Below are 17,385 nucleotides of genomic sequence, written 5' to 3'. Positions count from 1 at the left end.
TATAACAAACAAAATCTTACAGTTGAGGATTGACAATTGTATTAAGCTTGCCAAAGATGTTATTATAGATAATGAACTAAGTTTTCGAATAATGATAAAATTCAGGGGGTATGTATGGAGCATAAAACTGATCATATAATTGGTTTAATTGGAAAGTCCGGCAGTGGGAAGACTGCCATTGCGGATTATTTTAAAGCTAAGGGCTATAATATAATTGAAAGTTATACAGACAGGCCTAAGAGGTATGAAAATGAAGGGGGACACATCTATATACCCACAGAGGAAGTGGAGCAATATAGAGATGAAATGATAGCCTATACTTTTTTTGATAATCATCATTATTTTGCTACACGAAGTCAATATAAAGGCAAAGGTATAACCTTTTATGCCATAGATCCTGCCGGGGTCACTGCTCTGGAGGAAAAAGTTATGGATGCTGAATTAACTTTTATTTACATAAATGCCGAAGGAAGTATAAGAAGAGAAAGAATGCTTAAAAGAAGTCTAAGTGGAAATACATCCATAAAGCAAGAACAAATAAAACAACAAATTGAAGAAGAAGTTTCACGCAGGATTAAACATGATGATGTGGCCTTTGAAATAGTTAAATGTAATTATGTAATTGATAATAATGGAAAGTTATCTGATACAGTGAGAAAAATAGAGAAAATCATAGAAACTATCTTATAACTATAAAAAAATGAGAATATAGCGGTTAATTATAAAATACAAAGAGATAATTCCTGAACTTCATTGATTTCAATAGTCTATTGTTTTAAGTAATGGACAAAATAATAATGTAATAGTTAAGGATTAATTTTTGAAGGGAGGAATTAAAATGGCTAGAAGTATAATGGGAAATAGATATAAGAGATTAAATGCGTGGAGAAGTGAAATTTCAAACAGCAGAAAATCACCTTATAAGGATACTGAACATTATATTGCCTCCCTGGAGAGAACTGCTCATCATAGAGTAAGTGTACCAAAATCTCTAATATAAAAGATTATTTCCGTGGAAATAAATGTAATTTTATATATGAGGTGCCTCAGGGTGCCTCATATAATTTTTGGAGGGATCTATGAAGAAAGTAAAACTAATACATTGCAGTGATTTTCATTTTGATACTCCTTTTATCGAGTATCCAAAAGCTGTGGCGGAAAAAAGAAAAGAGGATATAAGGGAGACCTTTTTACAAATAATGAAATTAGCTGATAATGAAAAAGTTGATATTATTCTTATCAGCGGAGATGTCTTTGATAATTCCACAGTAACCTATGAGACTATAACATCAATGAAAAGAGCCTTTGAGCAGATACCGGACATAAAAATATTTATATGCCCAGGAAACCATGATCCTTACACAGCAAGATCCTATTATAATATAATTCCATGGCCTGCTAATGTACATATATTTAAAGATAGACTGGAGAAGGTTCATATTGAAGACTTAAATTTGACGGTTTACGGGTGTGGTTTTGGCAGTAGCTATGAAAGGAAGGGAATATTGAAGGACTTCCGGGTGGAGGATAAGGATAAGATTAATATTATGGTCTTACACGGGGAAGTCGTAAGCGGAAGTTCCGTTTATAATCCTATTACTGAAGATATGATAAGCAAAAGTGGACTGGATTATTTGGCTTTAGGACATGTACACAGCTTTTCAGGTATAAACCGATGTGGGGATACCTATTGGAGTTATAGCGGATGTCCTGAAGGAAGGGGCTTTGATGAACTTGGTCCTAAGGGTATTGTCATAGGTGAAATTGGTAAAGGCTGTGCAGATCTTTCCTTTAAGGAAACCTGTAAGAGAAGGATTGAGGTCTTAAAGGTAAACATATCTGAATGTGAAAATTATGAGGATATAAGCCTGAAAATATATGAAAGGCTAGGTTTGCATAAAAGAGAGGCTGATATTGGCAGGGCCTATGAAAGATTAAACAAAGACATATATAAAATTATCCTTGAGGGAACTGTGGATAGGGATTTTTCAATAAATCTGGAAGTATTAAATGACAAATTAAAAAACCTATTCTATTACGTAAAAATTCTGGATAGGACAGAGACAAAAATAGACTATGAAGAGTTAGCTAAGGAGTATAATATTAAAGGGGTATTTGTAAGAAAAATGTTGGACAGGATAAGTGCAGCAGAGGATAAAGATGAGATAAAGAGACTGAGGCTTTCCCTGAAGATGGGCCTAGATGCCTTAGACTATAGGGAGGTAAGAACAAATGAAAATTAAAAGCTTATATGTAAAAAGCTTTGGTAAATTAAAAGACTTGAATTTGGAGCTGAATCCCGGCCTTAATATCATATATGGCAGCAATGAAGCAGGCAAAACCACCCTGCAGCACTTTATTAAGGCTATGTTCTATGGTATGAACTCCCAGAAAAAAGCCATTAGAGAAAATGACAGAAGAAGATTTCTTCCCTGGGATACCGGAAGGGCAGAAGGGAAGTTGACTTACATCGGCGAAGGTGGCAATGAATATGTAATTGAGAGAAGCTTCGGACAGACAAGAAGAGAGGATCAAAGTACAGTTTACAAGGCTATGACAGGTCAAAAGGCAGTACATATTGATAATTATCAACCGGGAAGAGACCTATTTGCTATGAGTGAAGATGCCTTTGAAAAGACTGTCTTTATCAAACAATTAGGCGCTAAGATGGCCATGGATAAAGAAGATGAGATTATGAAGAAACTGTCCAATCTACAGCAGAGTGGGGAAGAAGACCTGTCATACCATAAGGCCAGGAATGCTCTTGATAATTATAAAAAAAGCTTAAGAGGCCAAAGGAAGAACGGAAAACTTGACGAGCTTGAAGAAAATATAAATCATTTAAAACAGCAACTGCTGAACCTTCAGCAATTACATGCTGAAAATCTTGAGGACAGTGAACTTCTAAACAGCCTGACCTTGAAAGTAAGAACTTTGGAGGAGACAATTAATTCATTTCAGAGTATAAAGCCAGATATTGATTTTTTGATTTTGAGGGACAGGTTATATGAGTTGAGGCCATTAGAAGCAGAAATCACCACACTAAGTAATCGCTTAGGAGACCTAAGAAAAAGGTTTAAGCATTATGAATGCTTTGAAAGTCTTGGGGAGGATATAGAGCTGAAGCTGAACAGCATGGACATGAAGAAGAAGGAAAAGGAAGAAAAGCTGGCCTTCATAGCAGATATAAAATCAGAAATAAAGGCCCTGCAGGATAGGGCCAGGTATCTAAAGAATCACTCAGGAGATATAGAAAAGCTCCTTGAAATCACCTCTGAAGAGGAAAGCAACTTTTTACAGCTTGAGGAAAGAATAAAAGAAATAGATTTTGAGGTGGAGAAAGCCAAGCTTAGAGACAATAGGGACCTGAAGGCTGATATATTAAAGGATAAGAAAAATAATTCCACCTTTATAATGTTAGCAGGAACCCTGCTGACCATGGTGCTTATATGGGGAGCAGCAGCCAAGAGTTTGCCGGCCATGGCCCTTGGCCTAATGGGAGCCTTAATGGCTGCATATGGATTGTTACAATTTAAAAGAACTTCAGATAAGCTAAGACAATTTGCCGCTAATGAAAAACTAGGGAATAATATTGCAGAACTTTCAAAGGAAAAGTATAATCTGGAGGAGTACTTAAAAGAACTTTACCGACAATATGGTGTACAAAGTTACTCAGAATTAAGAAGTAAGCTGCATGTATGCAAAAGCACCATTACAACATTAGAAGGCATAAACATGAGGATATCCGATAAACAGGAAGAGCTGTCCAGGCTGAATGAGCAAGAAGTGCTGGAGTCCTTAAATAAAATAAGGAAATATTATGACTTCCTGTTTAATCACTGTAGCTGCACTACAATAGAGGAGTTCTCAGAAAGGCTTAATACATATAGAACTTTAAAAGCATCTATCACTAGTCTTCAGGAGGAATATGACAAGTGTGAAGCAGAACTTTCGAATAAAGCTCTAGAGCTCTTATATAAGGAACTTAATTCCTGCAAGGAACAGAAGAAGGACGTTGAACACCGGATTCATATCAGATTCAAGGATAAGCCTTCCCTGGTGTCTATAGAAGAAGAACTACTGCAAAGCAATGTGGATAAAGAAAAATATGAAGAACTGTATCAATGCGCTGATATAGCTTCAGAAGTTTTAGGTGAGGCCTTTGAAGAGATACAAAAGAACTTTATTCCTAGACTAAATACTGAGGTTGGAGGAATTGTTAATAAGCTCACGGCCGGAAAATACAGCCAGGTAAGAATTGCTGCCGGAGAAAACTATGAGATCAATGTGCTGGAACAGCATAATTTAAGGGACTTAGACTACCTCAGCGGCGGTACCTTTGACCAGGTTTACTTTGCTCTAAGGATAGGCATTTGCAATATAATCTTTAAGGATAAGCCCATACCGATATTCCTTGATGATGCCTTTATTCAATATGATGAGGAGAGACTTGCCAGGGCTCTTGAATTTCTCAAGGAATATTCCAAAGACCATCAGGTAATAGTCTTTACCTGCAGAAGGCTACCCGCAGAAAACACTGTTAATTTAAACGAAATGGTCACATGGGCAAATATTAATGAATTTTAACATATAATATTATTATAAAATTCTGGTTAGTATGATATAATAATAGTTAAATCTATAATTGAGAGGTGATTTTATGGAAAATTCATATGTTAGAAGTCAAAATAATTTTATTTCAAAGACGCTTCTTACAATGGCCTTAGGACTATTGATAACTTTTGCGGTAGCAGTTGCTACACCTATGTTTTTGGCTGATATTTTAACTCCTCAGATTATCATAGCAGCCTGTGCTGGTGAAGTGATAATTGTATTTTATCTTTCCAGAAGAATTGAAAAGTTGAGCATAGGCAGTGCAAGAATGTGGTTTTTTGCCTACTCGGTGCTCAATGGCTTTACTCTAAGTGTAACTCTAGCTTACTACGGCTTTGGCCAGGCAGCTGTTGCCTTTGGATTATCCGCCGCCATGTTCTTTAGTTCAGCTATGATAGGTATGACCACAAAAAAGAATTTGTCCACTCTAGGAAGAGTATTAATAATGGGGGTTGTAGGCTTATTGCTTATAGCTCTTGTGCAGCTCATCTTTCCAAGTGCCTTTGCAGGAATGAATCTTCTGATAGCCTTCCTGGGAATAGCAATATTCTGTGGATTGACTGCCTATGATATGCAGCAGATAAAGTACTTCCACAACAGCAGCTATGCCTATGACGAAGTTTATGCGTCAAAATTCGTAATTATAGCAGCATTGAACCTATACTTAGACTTTATAAATATCTTTATCTATGTATTGAGATTGCTTAAAGGCGACGACTAAGCAAAGTAAAAGGCTGACCGAAGAGGTCAGCCTTATGTTGCATATAAAAAGAAAATTGCGTATTAACGCAATTTCTTTCAGTTGCGTATTAACCTATTCCCATTCCTCTATATTCTCAACACCACCGAATTGATTAATGGCCCACTGTATAGCGTCTTCAGCCTTCTCGAATTCTTTATTGTTGTTACTTACATAAATAACTTCCCCATCTTCGTCAAAGGACTGTATGTATATTTCCCTTAAGCCGTCAGTTATTCTTATTTCACCATTTTCCTCTAATCCCTCCACCATTTCTAAGATGATATCTTCGTGATACATTTGCTGATAAACCTCCCTATAGTTTTATATTTATAAGATAATATATGACAGGTATAAAAAGTTATATAACAACTATTTCATTTTTAATTTGAAATTATATATTTTTTTATAGTCCTTGTTAAAGCTAAGGTAGACCTCACTGGAGCCTTGATTGTATATCACTGAATAAGCGGTAGAAGGCTCCTTTACCGAAGAGATTGAAGCATAGCCTGAAAAGGGGGAGGTATAAAGGGCCGATACAGGGTGTCTGCCATTAATATCAAGATTTCTTGAACCGGATTTTAAATAGTTATCAAACTTATAGTCTAGTGCATATTTCATTATGTATACCCCATACATGGAAATACCTCCTCTTTCAAGATATAGATTACTGCTGTAAAGTATATTTGAAAAATCTAGTGGTTATGATAGTCATATTAAATAAAAATTCTTACAGGTGTAAAGGTTTTCTTTTAAATTTACTATTGCATAATTCTCTCACCATGGTAAAATAAATTAGGTTGGTATTCCGAAAACTTAAGAAATGGAAACCAAACCGTTAAAAAAATAACAATCTATATTACGACTTATATCCCTTAGGGAATAAGAGCGAGGAGGTTTTAAAATGTCAAGACAAGTAGTAATCAAAAGACTAAACACCACAATGCTGGTGAAGATTGGCCTATTATCAGCCATTACCATTGTGATGGGAACCACGGGGCTAGGATTTATTCCAATTCAACCCTTTAAGTTAACCATCATGCACATACCAGTAATTATTGGTGCTATCTTGGAAGGTCCTTTAGCAGGCGGCTTGATTGGCCTGATGTTTGGACTTTTTAGCATTTACCAAAACTTAGTGAATCCAACAGTGGTATCCTTTGCCTTTTACAATCCATTGGTATCAGTACTTCCAAGAATTTTAATAGGTGTTTCTGCTTACTATGTGTACAAGCTATTTGCAAAATTTAACGAAAGCGTAGGAATAGCAGTGGGAGCAGCATTAGGTTCCCTTACTAATACCGTTGGAGTATTAGGCATGATATATATACTGTACCTGAGTGAGTATTTAGCAGCAAAAGGAACTACTGCAAAGGTTGTATTCTCAGCGGGAGCCTTAAACGGGTCTATTGAAGCGGTTTTAGCTGCAGTGATAACTCTGCCTATAGTATTGGCTGTTAATAAGATGAAGAAAAAATAATAGAGAGTGTATTTATTAATAAACAAAAATCCAGCTTAGGCTGGATTTTTTGATTGTGTAAGCAATGTTGAAAAGTAGATAGAAATTGAAAATTAAAATAAAGGTTCTCTGGACTCAGGTTTTATATCTTTATAGATATAGTCGTAAAGCTGCAGGGCTGTGGTTTCTATGTCAGGCTGTAGGGTGAGATACCAAACCCCTGTAATAAATTCTCCTTTGCAATAACCGTCTAGGGGGAAGCGCATTTGTTCAATGTTATCCATAGAGGATATCAATATGGAGGTTCCGGTAGTCAGCATATCCCTGGTTGTAATATTGGTTTCCACATAGGGGGTGATTTCCCAAATTAATGATGGAAGCCTTGTAAGCCCCTTTTCATTGATATTGGATATCAAGGCATTTAAAACTTGTCTCTGTCGGCGGGTTCTGTCAAATTCACCGGCGCCTATCTTTCTTATGCGGCAGTAGGCGACTGCCTGTATTCCGTTTAATTTCTGTAAGCCGCTGTCTTTGATATATACCGGATTCAGCTTCTTTAACTCATAAAGTTCCTTAGACCATTTATTGATTTCTTTTATCTCTTTTTCCTTTACGTCAATATTAATTCCACCTAAGGTATCTATGATTTTCGCAAGACCCAAAAAGTCTACGGTGATGTAATCTTTAATATCTAAGTTGAAATTTTGGTTCAAGGTTTTTATTGCCAGGGCTGGTCCGCCATAGGCATAGGCCTCTGTAATTTTAGTTTTTTTATGACCTTCTACTTCTACGTAGCTGTCTCTTAAAATTGAAGTGAATTTCAGTTTGTTTCTATCACTATCTATGGTGACAATGATAATAGAATCGGAATGAGGAGGGTCATTAGGGTGTCGGCCAATGTCGATGCCAAAGAGGGCAATATTGCGGATACCGGTAGTTGCATGAGCTTGAGCTTGAGGCTTTATTCCAAGTTCTTCGTAGTTTTGTGGTATTTCAACTCTGCGAATCTTCTGAAGTCCGTTATATATATACAGTAAGAAGGCTATTACAATAAAAGATAATATAATAAGTATCGAGAGACTCTTTCTCACAGTTCTTGCTTTCATAATCTCCACCTTATAGCGCTAAAAGCATATATAAATAGTCTATTCCTAAGATTAATTGTAACCATATTTATTTTTTTTATGTGCATTTTGTAAACTATTGACGAAGCTTGCATTCTGTATTTAAATTAAATTACAGAGATATTTCGAAAGATTTTACAAAAAACAAGGGGGACAAGCACAGTGTTAAGCTTTAATAGGAATCGTAAAGGGTATAGGAATAAGAAACGTAAAAGGTTGGCAGTATTTGGAGTAATGGTTGGTATAATATTATCTTTTACAACCGGAGCCTTATTATATTATAAGTATGGGGAAAAAAGTGGTACAGAAAATATAAATACTGCTGGAAATAGGGTTGAGCCTGAAACAAGTACATTAAAACCGGTGGATAATCAAGCTGATCCCTCTCAAAACGATGATAAAATAGCTGAAAATACTCATAAGCCAGCAACAGAAGTGGACAAGCCTCAGGAAACAGAAACTCCGACTAATACAGATGAACAAAAGGATGACACACGCAAAAATACAGTGCCATCAGCACCTGAAGATGGGGCATTAAAAGAGTATGAGATTAAATTTGAGGATATCTTAAAAAAAGATGGAGTTAAAAATGCCTTTCTTACTTTTGATGATGGTCCAACAAGAAAGATTACTCCTCAAATATTAGATATTTTAAAAAGTTATAATATAAAGGCATCATTCTTTGTTGTAGGTGAAAGGGTAGATAGTGATCCGGATCTTTTAAAGAGAGCATATGAAGAAGGGCATGCTATTTGTTTACATAGTTATTCTCATGATTATGACAAACTGTATAACTCTGAGGAATTCTTCATACAGGACTTAGATGCTGTGGTAACCTCTGTAAAGAATGTTTTAGGAGAAGATTTCAGCACCAGGATTTACAGATTTCCGGGAGGCAGCAGTGGGGATAAGAAGAAACCATATAGGGAACTGCTGAAAGAAGCTGGATATTATTCCGTAGATTGGAATGCCCTTAACGGCGATGCGGAATTAATAAAAAAGAATGGTAAAAGCACCACTAGAAATGCAGAAGAGTTAGTGGTTAGACTTAAAGAGTCAATGGTACAGACAGGAAACCCAGAAGATATTGTAGTATTAATGCATGATGCTACTACAAAACAAGCTACAGCTGATGCTTTACCAGAAATAATTGAATACCTACAAGCTCAAGGTTACAACTTTAAGACCATGAGATAGCAGGAAACTGTGAGCTTTAGAAATTGAAAGCTCATAAGAGATTATAGTAGAAAAGTCTTGAATATATATAAAGAGATTCAGCCTAGCTGAATCTCTTTATATTATAAGAAAATATTATATAAAATTCTTTAATGTCGCAAAATATATGCCGGTAGAAACTCCATACAATGACAAGGCCAACACCGTTGCCAGATGTGTTTCCACAAATCTTCTATGAAGTTTCTCAGCTCTTTTCCCCAGAAGCACTAGTACGCCGTTGAAGGTGAAATGAAGAACCAGGAAAAGGGCTGTAATCACAGTTATTGTTCTTACAAAGTGTATAAATATAAAGGCTGATATATATATAATTCCAATAAGTATGGATGTTTTATACTCTCTCATCAAATGCTCCTCCTAAATTATTTGATGTTTTTATAGTAGCATAAGGCTGTCCTATAAACAATGGAAGGTTTTTACAAGCTGTGATATTATAATATAAACAATGTGAAATATTGTTATGATTTTTTTTCTGTAATATGATAAAATGTTAAAAGGTTAATTATACAATTTTGTGGAAGGCGTAAAATATATGAAGAATCACAAGTATAGAGAGTTTTATTTTTGGCAGAATCTAATACATAAAAATGAAAATCTTACAGAGGGCTACTTTAGGGGCATACCCCTGTGCAGAGAATCCGTGTTTATAAATACCGTTATAGTAAATTGTAATACCAGTGTCCTGTATGATTGGTGGATATGCTTTCCGGATGTATTTTCTGCCCTAGGTTTTATTCAAAACATCTTCTTGACATCAGTCTTTAATTCCTATCTGAACCCTGATGAAGATTATGTTGCAATTATCAATGGAACCGGTGAGGAATTACTTGAAGCTGCTGAAGATGGTACAAACTGTACTAGGAAATACCTGATTCCGGATATGCGGCGTTTTTTAGAAGATATAGATACCATTTGGGAGGAAGATCAGGATAAGATCTTTACTAGGCTGAAGGAATATTCTTTGAAATTTAATAGCAGGTGGGGAGATATCAGTGAAGTTTTTGCCTACTTTAATATTTTCCGGTCACCACAGGAAGTTGGGGAATATGTAGTAGAGGGCTACAAAGCGGAAAATATGTTGAGTCAATTTGCTGAAGAAACTGGATTTACCATAGAACAATGGGAAGATGTATATCTTAACCTTTACGAGAATGAATTTATGAAGAAAAAGTTCATGGATATATTAAATAACAAAATATGTAACCTGATATAAGTAAAATAACATGGGAGAGAGAAAAGAGGAGGGGGAAGCTATGATTAAAAATATTGTTTTTGACCTTGGCAATGTATTGATTTCTTTTAATTACCCATATCCGAGACAATAGAAATTCTCAAAGAGTTAAAGGAGAAAGACTATAAACTCTTTGCTCTATCTAACTATCACCGTGCTGCCTTTGAAAAGACCACATCAGAAAATCAGTTTACATATGATCAGTTTTGATTTGGTGGAAAAAAGAAACAAGATTTAGTAAACCTATAAAAATTTCCCGGCCAAACGATTACAATCAGCATTACCCATGGAAGCATAGAAAGATTTACAAAACTAAGTTTTTTTATTATCATATATATTATATAAATAGAATGACCTAAGGTTATTATGCAGTAGGAGGAGCTCATGAAAAAACTAAGTTTTGTACTGTCCTTAATTATGACAACCATGCTGATTACCATGCCGGCTGAAGCCGTCACTAGTGATGAACTTTCCATTGACCCTAATTGTTCATATATACTTATAGATTCTAAATCGGGACAGGTTTTAGCAGAGAATAACGCTGATGTTAAAATACGTCCTGCTAGTACCACAAAGATATTAACAGCCATAGTAGCACTGGAAGAAGGGCAGTTTGATAAGGAAGTGGAGGTGTCACAGGAGGCTGTTTTTGACATTGGCGACGGTGGAATGAACATAGGAATAATGGCTGGAGAGACCAACCTTACCCTTGATAACATGCTTAATGTGATGCTGGTGAAATCTGCTAACGAGGCTGCTAATATCATAGCTGAAAATGTAGCCCCCTCAAGGGCTGAATTTATTGAAAGAATGAATAAAAGGGCTGCTGAACTGGGTGCTGTTAACACCCGATTTTATAATACTAACGGTATGGATGATACGGAGCAGTTTAAAAACCACCTTACAACGGCAAGGGATATGGCAATCCTTGCACGGCATGCTATGACTATACCAAAGTTCAGAGAGATTGTAAAACAGGAATACTATAATGAGCTGCCTGCCACTAATAAACATAAGGAATGGCCTGACCTAAGGACCACCAACAAGCTTCTTTGGGGGAATAATCAATATCCCTACGGTCCCGAAGAAGATAACAACAAATATACGGTCATTGGTATAAAAACAGGTTATACCAGTGGTGCCGGCTTTAATTTAATCACCACAGCCGTAAGCGAGGAAGGTACAGAACTTATAGCAGCGGTAATGAATGTAAAAGAGAGCAATGATGCCGTAATAAACTATACAAAGCAATTGTACGAGTATGGTTTTGAAAATTATAAAACTCAGGCTTTCGTAGAGAAAGATCAAGTGTTAGATACTGTTAATGTGATGGATTCTAAGGACGATGGCAAGCTTCAGCTGTTAGCTTCTCAGTCCTTAGAGGCAACCCTTTCCATCGACAAAAACCTCTGGAACATCCAGGAGGAAAAGGACATAATGCAAGATATAACTGCTCCGGTAAAACAGGGCGAGGTTCTGGGATCCGTAGAGTATAAGAAAGACGGGATATTACTGGGCAAGGTAGACCTAATTGCAGCAAGAGGCGTAGAGAGAAGTTTCAAGGCAAGTTTTAAGGAAACAGCAGGCAACATATTCCATGGTATTTTCACCAGTTGGATCTTTAGAATTTTGGTTCTCATTTTTGTCTTGCTGCTTGTTAGGAAACATATACGAAGAGCTAGATACAGGAAAAGAAGAAAAAGATATATGGCAAATAGATTTAAATAACATATTGGGGGACAATAGCGCTTTAGTGTAACTTAACAGGGGCTATAATTGGCAACACTGATATTGCAGAATTTCATTTTTCCGGGAACACAAAAACTTTAGGTTATAACCATCAGTTACATATGTTATAATACTGATGTGGAGTATAAAATTTACTAAAGGAGTGTAGACCATGGGTGATTACTTAAGAGTATTTTGTACAAAAGAAGATGTGCCCACCATTAATGAAATATTTAAGTGGACAAAATTACAGGGATATAACTTAAGAGTAGATAAAAGCTATATTGAAGTTGATCCAGCAAAGCCCTGGGAAGAAGTGGCCGTGATAGGAGAGGATGGAAATAGAGTTTTCATTGCAGAAGTGAATAGAGATGGAAATGAAGAAGAATCCTTGATGCGTGAGGAAGTTAATGAATTTATGGAACTGATAAAAGAATTGGAGGATGTGCCGGCAGAAAACCTGGCTAAAGTTAGGAAACATTTAAATCAAACGAAGTATGTGGTAGCCGTGCAGATAACCGGAGATGACCTTGGTGAAGAGGGGGATAATGCTGTCAGTATATTCCTGCAGTATTTCGTTGTAAACTGCGGTGGTATGGTTCAGGAGGATGGAGAGGGCTTCTATGAAGGCCATAAAATAATTGTTGAAATGGAATAAACAGAATATGATATACAAGCATGAGGAGGTAACAGCATGAGGGTAATAGCCGATGCAGAAGTATTAAATTATTTAAAGGAATATTTAAAAGATAAGGAAAAGAATGCAGTAAGATTCCAGTTGGCAGAGGTTTGCTGTGGAAATGCGGACATAGAAATGACCTTTGATGTACAAAAGGAAGACGATGTCTGTGTTGAGCTGGAGGGAATAAAATTCGTAGCAAACAAAGAGTTTGCCTTTTTGATTACCAATGTTAAGCTTGAAAGAACTGAATACGGTGTAGATATCAAAAAAACCTATTGCTGCTGTGAATAAAATTTCCGTATTTCAAATAAATATGTTGACAATTATATACAATTGGTATAAAATTTAACTAATAAGTCCATGATCAGAAATAGTAGCTATGAATACTAGGTTTCAGCGAGTCCGGGGTGGTGTAAGCCGGGTGCCATAGGTCGTAGTGAATGGGTCTGTGAGATGGCGCGCCAATGGGATTTTCCTTAGTAGCAGCGTCCGGGAATCCACCGTTAAAAGGATAGGGTATCGAGCAATCTGTACCTGAAAGAGTGGGGTTTATATTTAGGTGGCACATCGAAAGTAACATTTCGTCCTAAGGGATGAAATGTTTTTTTGTTCAAGTGTACATTAGCACCATTATACATTAATTTATTAGGCCATTTACAATATAAAACCAATATGGGTGGCACCGCGCAGTCACTTCGTCCCATAATGTGGATGGAGTGGCTTTTTTATTTTATCAAATTTAGGAGGGATGATATGGTTAATATTTCAGAAGCAGAATTTAATGGATTAAAAAGCAAAGGCTTTACCTTTCCCTTACAGAAGGAAATCAATGCTGATGAACTTACTCCCATTAGTATTTTTAATTCACTTGTGGGTAAAAACAAATGCCTGCTTGAGAGCTCCTACGGTTTTGGTAGTTCCGGCAGGTACTCTTTCATTTCAATGGACCCATATATGGCGGTGAAGGGTCAAGAAAATCTGACATTAGTTGAAGATGGAACACAAGTGAAAAAATACAGGACTGATGTCATCACTGTGGTAAGAAAAATATTAAAACAAAAATACAGAACAGCAGGACTAAAGGTTCCTTTTATCGGCGGTGCTATAGGTTATGTAAGTTATGACTATATTAAAAATTATGAAGTACTGCAGGATACTTACCAGGATAAAAATGGAATACCAGAGACCTGTTTCCTATTTTACAAAACTGTAATCTGCTATGATCATATGAAGCATACCCTAGCTGTGATTTATAATGTGCAGCCTGAAAGCTGTGAGGATTATAACTGTGTATTACAAAAACTGGATGAGCAGATAAAAAGTATAAGAAGCAACTCTGTAAGTGTTCCCCTAAGTGAAAAGGGAGAAGTACAGAAGATAGAGTCCAACTTAACTAAAGAACAGTTTTGTGAGTTAGTAGAGAGAGCAAAGGAGTATATTCGATCAGGTGATATTTTTCAGGTGGTATTGTCTCAAAGGTTTAAGGTAACACAGACTGCCAGCGCCTTTGAGGTTTACAGAAGACTACGTTCTAAAAACCCTTCACCCTATCTCTTTTATATAGATTTTAATGATTTCCAGGTTGTGGGGTCTTCGCCGGAAAGTCTGGTAAGCCTGCGGGGAAAGAGGGTTACAACCAATCCAATTGCCGGAACGAGACCTAGGGGAAAGAGTGACGAAGAAGATTTACAGTTTAAAGAAGACCTTTTAAGCGATGAAAAGGAAAGGGCAGAACACGTTATGCTGGTAGACCTGGGTAGAAATGACATAGGAAAAGTCAGCTCTTTTGGCTCTGTTAAAGTAGATAGGTTTATGGAAGTGGACTACTACTCCCATGTGATGCACATAGTCACCACCGTATCAGGAGAGATAAAGGAAGATAAAGACTGTTTTGATGCCCTGATGGCCTGTGCACCGGCAGGTACTGTGTCAGGTGCACCTAAAATAAGGGCTATGGAGATTATCGATGAACTTGAAAATATGAGGAGAGGGTTATATGCAGGAGCAGTAGGCTATTTCTCCTACGATGGAAACATGGATGTGTGCATCGCTATCAGAACTATTATTTTTAAGAATGGAGCAGCCTATATCCAGGCTGGAGCCGGTATTGTTTACGATTCTGATCCTGAAAAGGAATATGAGGAAACCATAAATAAAGCAAGGGCATTAATTGAGGTGATATGAATGATTTTAATAATCGACAATTATGATTCTTTTACTTATAACCTCTATCAATATGTTGGTCAGTATCATAAAAATATCTTTGTAGTGAGGAACAATCAAGTGACCGTAGAGAAAATTCTGGAGTTAAAACCGGATGGAATAATACTATCTCCCGGTCCTGGAAGGCCGGAAGCGGCAGGAATATGTGTGGACTTGATAAAACAAGCAGCTGGTGTGATACCAATTTTAGGGATATGTCTTGGTCACCAAGCCATTGCCTGTGCTTTTGGCGGCAATATAGTAAGAGCTGCAGACATAGTGCATGGAAAGGTTTCAAAGATAACAAATGATGGGAAATATCTTTTTAAGGGTCTGCAGCCTATTCTAAAGGTTATGAGATACCATTCCTTAGTTGTTGAGAAAGCCTCCCTTCCCAAGGAACTTATCGTTACGGCTGAGACTGAAGACGGGACTATTATGGCAATAAGACATAGGAAACATGCGATTTTTGGCCTGCAATTTCATCCTGAATCTATACTTACGGACAAGGGGAAGGAAATGATTAGAAATTTCTTGGAGGAGATTTGTTATGTTAGGTGAGGCATTAAAAAAGCTTGTAGCTAAAGAAGATTTAACGGTGCAAGAGGCAGAAGGGGCAATGATGGATATAATGTCTGGAAAATCAACTGATGCACAGATAGCAGCCTTCTTAATAGCTCTTAGGATGAAGGGAGAAACCGTGGAAGAAATAACCGGCTGTGCCAAGGCTATGATAAGTAATGCCCTTCCCTTTGAATTAAGTGTTAAGGAAGATGGGACACCCTGCTATGCCATAGACACCTGCGGTACCGGCGGTGACGGGGGAAGGACCTTTAATGTATCTACTGCTGTGGCCTTGGTGGCTGCCGCTTCAGGGGTAAAGGTAGCCAAACATGGAAACAGGACGGTGTCAGGAAAAAGCGGCAGTGCTGATGTGCTCAAAGAGCTGGGCTTTAATATCATTATGGAGATATCATCTTCACAGGCATGTTTTGAACTTACCGGTATGGCTTTCCTCTTTGCTCAAAAATATCATGTGGCTATGAAAAATGCAGCCCCCGTAAGAAGTGAGCTGGCCCTGAGGACAATTTTCAACATCCTGGGACCATTGACAAATCCAGCTAAAATTAAAGGTCAAGTACTTGGAGTCTTTGATGGAGCCTTGACCCATACCCTTGCAGAGGTTTTATTAAGACTTGGGAGAGAAAGAGCGATGGTAGTTCATGGATTAGACGGTTTAGATGAAATAACTACTACCGGAGACACCTTGGTAAGTGAATTAAAAGATGGCAAAATAACAGATTATACCATAAATCCTGAAAAATACGGCTTACCCCTGTCAACCATGGAAGACCTGAGAGGTGGAGAACCACGGGAAAATGCTGAGATTATTATCAATATTCTTAAGGGAGAAAAAGGTCCTAAGAGGGACTTGGTGGTTATAAATACCGCTGCAGCCCTATATACAGCCAAGGTTGTAACGGGGGTTAAAGAAGGAGTTTCCGCTGCAGAGGAACTCATTGACAGTGGCAGAGCTTTTAAAAAATATCTGGAATTATTAGAGTTTAACCGGAGGGTTACCGCATGATTTTAGAGGATATCCTTGCTCATAAGAAGAAACAAGTGGAAGAAGAAAAGAGAATGATACCTATAAAAAAGCTTATGGAAGCTTGTGATTTACAACCAATAAGGGATTTTAAAAAGGCACTATGCACAGATACCATGGCTATAATTGGAGAGGTCAAGAAGGCATCCCCTTCTAAGGGGATTATAGTGGAAACTTTTAATCACAGGCAAATAGCCAGTATATATGAAGAAATTCCGGTGGATGCCCTGTCGGTTTTGACGGAAAGACAATTTTTTAAGGGATGTGATGAATATTTGACAGAGGTAAAGGTACTAGTTTCAAAGCCTGTACTGAGAAAGGACTTTATCATAGACGAATTTCAGCTTTACCATGCTAAAGCTATTGGGGCCGATGCAGTACTTTTAATTTCATCAATCTTAAAGGGCAAGCTGAAAGACTTTTACGTCTTGGCTAAAAATCTGGGGCTGGCATGTGTTACGGAGGTCCACACAAGGGAAGAAGCAGAAGAAGCCCTAGAGGCAGGCTGTGATATCATCGGAATAAACAATAGAAATCTCAAAACCTTTGAAGTAGATCTCAAAACTACTGAGGATATAAGACGTTATATTCCTAAAGGAATAGTAACGGTATCAGAAAGTGGTATTAAAGCTTCCGAAGACATAAAATACCTGAGATCCCTAGACATAGATGCAGTGCTTATAGGAGAAACCTTTATGAGGTATATTAATGAGGGTAGGTCCATTATAGAATTTATCAAGTCTTCTAAGGGGCTGCAGAGGTGAGTT

At 37.2% G+C, this 17,385-nt stretch carries 19 protein-coding genes and 1 other annotated feature; of the genes, 15 read left to right on the top strand and 4 right to left on the bottom strand.

The window, feature by feature from the left end; translation table 11 throughout:
* Nucleotides 1-114: 114 nt before the first annotated feature.
* The 5 genes from FHY60_RS10225 (at nucleotide 115) to FHY60_RS10210 (ending at nucleotide 5,335) form a co-directional block, all read left to right on the top strand.
* The gene (locus FHY60_RS10225; protein WP_139904869.1) at nucleotides 115-690 is read left to right on the top strand and encodes a hypothetical protein; all 576 of its coding nucleotides are present in this window, start codon (nucleotides 115-117) and stop codon (nucleotides 688-690) included.
* 148 nt (nucleotides 691-838) lie between these two features.
* A complete protein-coding gene (locus FHY60_RS17910) occupies nucleotides 839-1,000 on the top strand; it encodes a hypothetical protein (protein WP_163215845.1) in 162 nt (53 codons plus the stop codon).
* Between the two features lie 79 nt (nucleotides 1,001-1,079).
* Nucleotides 1,080-2,243: a metallophosphoesterase family protein gene (locus tag FHY60_RS10220; RefSeq protein ID WP_139904868.1), complete on the top strand. Its 1,164-nt coding sequence runs from the start codon at nucleotides 1,080-1,082 to the stop codon at nucleotides 2,241-2,243.
* Nucleotides 2,233-4,587 carry an ATP-binding protein gene (locus FHY60_RS10215; protein ID WP_139904867.1) on the top strand — a complete coding sequence of 785 codons (2,355 nt, stop codon included), beginning with the start codon at nucleotides 2,233-2,235 and terminating at the stop codon, nucleotides 4,585-4,587. Before FHY60_RS10220 ends, FHY60_RS10215 begins: the two co-directional genes overlap by 11 nt.
* Nucleotides 4,588-4,660: 73 nt before the next feature.
* Nucleotides 4,661-5,335 carry a Bax inhibitor-1/YccA family protein gene (locus tag FHY60_RS10210; protein ID WP_139904866.1) on the top strand — a complete coding sequence of 225 codons (675 nt, stop codon included), beginning with the start codon at nucleotides 4,661-4,663 and terminating at the stop codon, nucleotides 5,333-5,335.
* A gap of 93 nt (nucleotides 5,336-5,428) precedes the next feature.
* Here the strand turns inward: FHY60_RS10210 and FHY60_RS10205 are convergent, their stop codons facing one another.
* Nucleotides 5,429-5,653, bottom strand: a complete 225-nt coding sequence (locus FHY60_RS10205; protein ID WP_139904865.1) for a hypothetical protein — start codon at nucleotides 5,651-5,653, stop codon at nucleotides 5,429-5,431.
* Between the two features lie 72 nt (nucleotides 5,654-5,725).
* Nucleotides 5,726-5,992 (bottom strand): hypothetical protein, encoded by a 267-nt coding sequence (locus FHY60_RS10200; RefSeq protein WP_139904864.1) that lies wholly within the window; start codon nucleotides 5,990-5,992, stop codon nucleotides 5,726-5,728.
* A 265-nt stretch (nucleotides 5,993-6,257) separates the two neighbouring features.
* Between FHY60_RS10200 and FHY60_RS10195 the strand changes: the two genes are divergently transcribed.
* Nucleotides 6,258-6,833 carry an ECF transporter S component gene (locus FHY60_RS10195; RefSeq protein WP_139904863.1) on the top strand — a complete coding sequence of 192 codons (576 nt, stop codon included), beginning with the start codon at nucleotides 6,258-6,260 and terminating at the stop codon, nucleotides 6,831-6,833.
* A gap of 92 nt (nucleotides 6,834-6,925) precedes the next feature.
* Here the strand turns inward: FHY60_RS10195 and FHY60_RS10190 are convergent, their stop codons facing one another.
* Complete coding sequence (locus FHY60_RS10190) at nucleotides 6,926-7,918, bottom strand: LCP family protein (protein ID WP_139904862.1); 993 nt, start codon at nucleotides 7,916-7,918, stop codon at nucleotides 6,926-6,928.
* Between the two features lie 180 nt (nucleotides 7,919-8,098).
* Here FHY60_RS10190 and FHY60_RS10185 point away from each other — a divergent pair, with 180 nt between their 5' ends.
* Nucleotides 8,099-9,133, top strand: a complete 1,035-nt coding sequence (locus FHY60_RS10185; protein WP_139904861.1) for a polysaccharide deacetylase family protein — start codon at nucleotides 8,099-8,101, stop codon at nucleotides 9,131-9,133.
* Between the two features lie 114 nt (nucleotides 9,134-9,247).
* Here the strand turns inward: FHY60_RS10185 and FHY60_RS10180 are convergent, their stop codons facing one another.
* Nucleotides 9,248-9,514: a hypothetical protein gene (locus tag FHY60_RS10180; protein WP_139904860.1), complete on the bottom strand. Its 267-nt coding sequence runs from the start codon at nucleotides 9,512-9,514 to the stop codon at nucleotides 9,248-9,250.
* A 187-nt stretch (nucleotides 9,515-9,701) separates the two neighbouring features.
* Between FHY60_RS10180 and FHY60_RS10175 the strand changes: the two genes are divergently transcribed.
* The 8 genes from FHY60_RS10175 to trpC all read left to right on the top strand — a co-directional run bounded on the left by FHY60_RS10175 (nucleotide 9,702) and on the right by trpC (nucleotide 17,382).
* Nucleotides 9,702-10,382 carry a hypothetical protein gene (locus FHY60_RS10175; protein WP_139904859.1) on the top strand — a complete coding sequence of 227 codons (681 nt, stop codon included), beginning with the start codon at nucleotides 9,702-9,704 and terminating at the stop codon, nucleotides 10,380-10,382.
* A gap of 402 nt (nucleotides 10,383-10,784) precedes the next feature.
* Nucleotides 10,785-12,128, top strand: a complete 1,344-nt coding sequence (locus FHY60_RS10165; protein WP_139904858.1) for a D-alanyl-D-alanine carboxypeptidase family protein — start codon at nucleotides 10,785-10,787, stop codon at nucleotides 12,126-12,128.
* Between the two features lie 172 nt (nucleotides 12,129-12,300).
* Complete coding sequence (locus tag FHY60_RS10160) at nucleotides 12,301-12,786, top strand: hypothetical protein (RefSeq protein WP_139904857.1); 486 nt, start codon at nucleotides 12,301-12,303, stop codon at nucleotides 12,784-12,786.
* 36 nt (nucleotides 12,787-12,822) lie between these two features.
* On the top strand, nucleotides 12,823-13,101 hold the full coding sequence (locus FHY60_RS10155) for a hypothetical protein (RefSeq protein WP_139904856.1): 279 nt from the start codon (nucleotides 12,823-12,825) through the stop codon (nucleotides 13,099-13,101).
* Nucleotides 13,102-13,161: 60 nt separating this feature from the next.
* Nucleotides 13,162-13,516 (top strand) — a binding site (T-box leader).
* Nucleotides 13,517-13,563: 47 nt separating this feature from the next.
* The gene (gene trpE / locus FHY60_RS10150) at nucleotides 13,564-14,994 is read left to right on the top strand and encodes an anthranilate synthase component I (protein WP_139904855.1); all 1,431 of its coding nucleotides are present in this window, start codon (nucleotides 13,564-13,566) and stop codon (nucleotides 14,992-14,994) included.
* Nucleotides 14,995-15,573 (top strand): anthranilate synthase component II, encoded by a 579-nt coding sequence (locus tag FHY60_RS10145; RefSeq protein ID WP_139904854.1) that lies wholly within the window; start codon nucleotides 14,995-14,997, stop codon nucleotides 15,571-15,573.
* Nucleotides 15,563-16,600 (top strand): anthranilate phosphoribosyltransferase, encoded by a 1,038-nt coding sequence (gene trpD, locus FHY60_RS10140; protein ID WP_139904853.1) that lies wholly within the window; start codon nucleotides 15,563-15,565, stop codon nucleotides 16,598-16,600. The genes FHY60_RS10145 and trpD overlap by 11 nt, the downstream gene beginning before the upstream one ends.
* On the top strand, nucleotides 16,597-17,382 hold the full coding sequence (trpC, locus tag FHY60_RS10135) for an indole-3-glycerol phosphate synthase TrpC (RefSeq protein WP_139904852.1): 786 nt from the start codon (nucleotides 16,597-16,599) through the stop codon (nucleotides 17,380-17,382). Before trpD ends, trpC begins: the two co-directional genes overlap by 4 nt.
* The last annotated feature ends 3 nt before the right edge of the window (nucleotides 17,383-17,385 follow it).

Origin of the sequence: Clostridium thermarum (assembly GCF_006351925.1) — a bacterium.
In the GTDB taxonomy this organism is placed as follows: domain Bacteria; phylum Bacillota; class Clostridia; order Clostridiales; family Clostridiaceae; genus Clostridium_AU; species Clostridium_AU thermarum.
The sequence above is the reverse complement of the archived record's forward strand: the minus strand, read 5'-3'. Positions and strand labels throughout refer to the sequence as shown.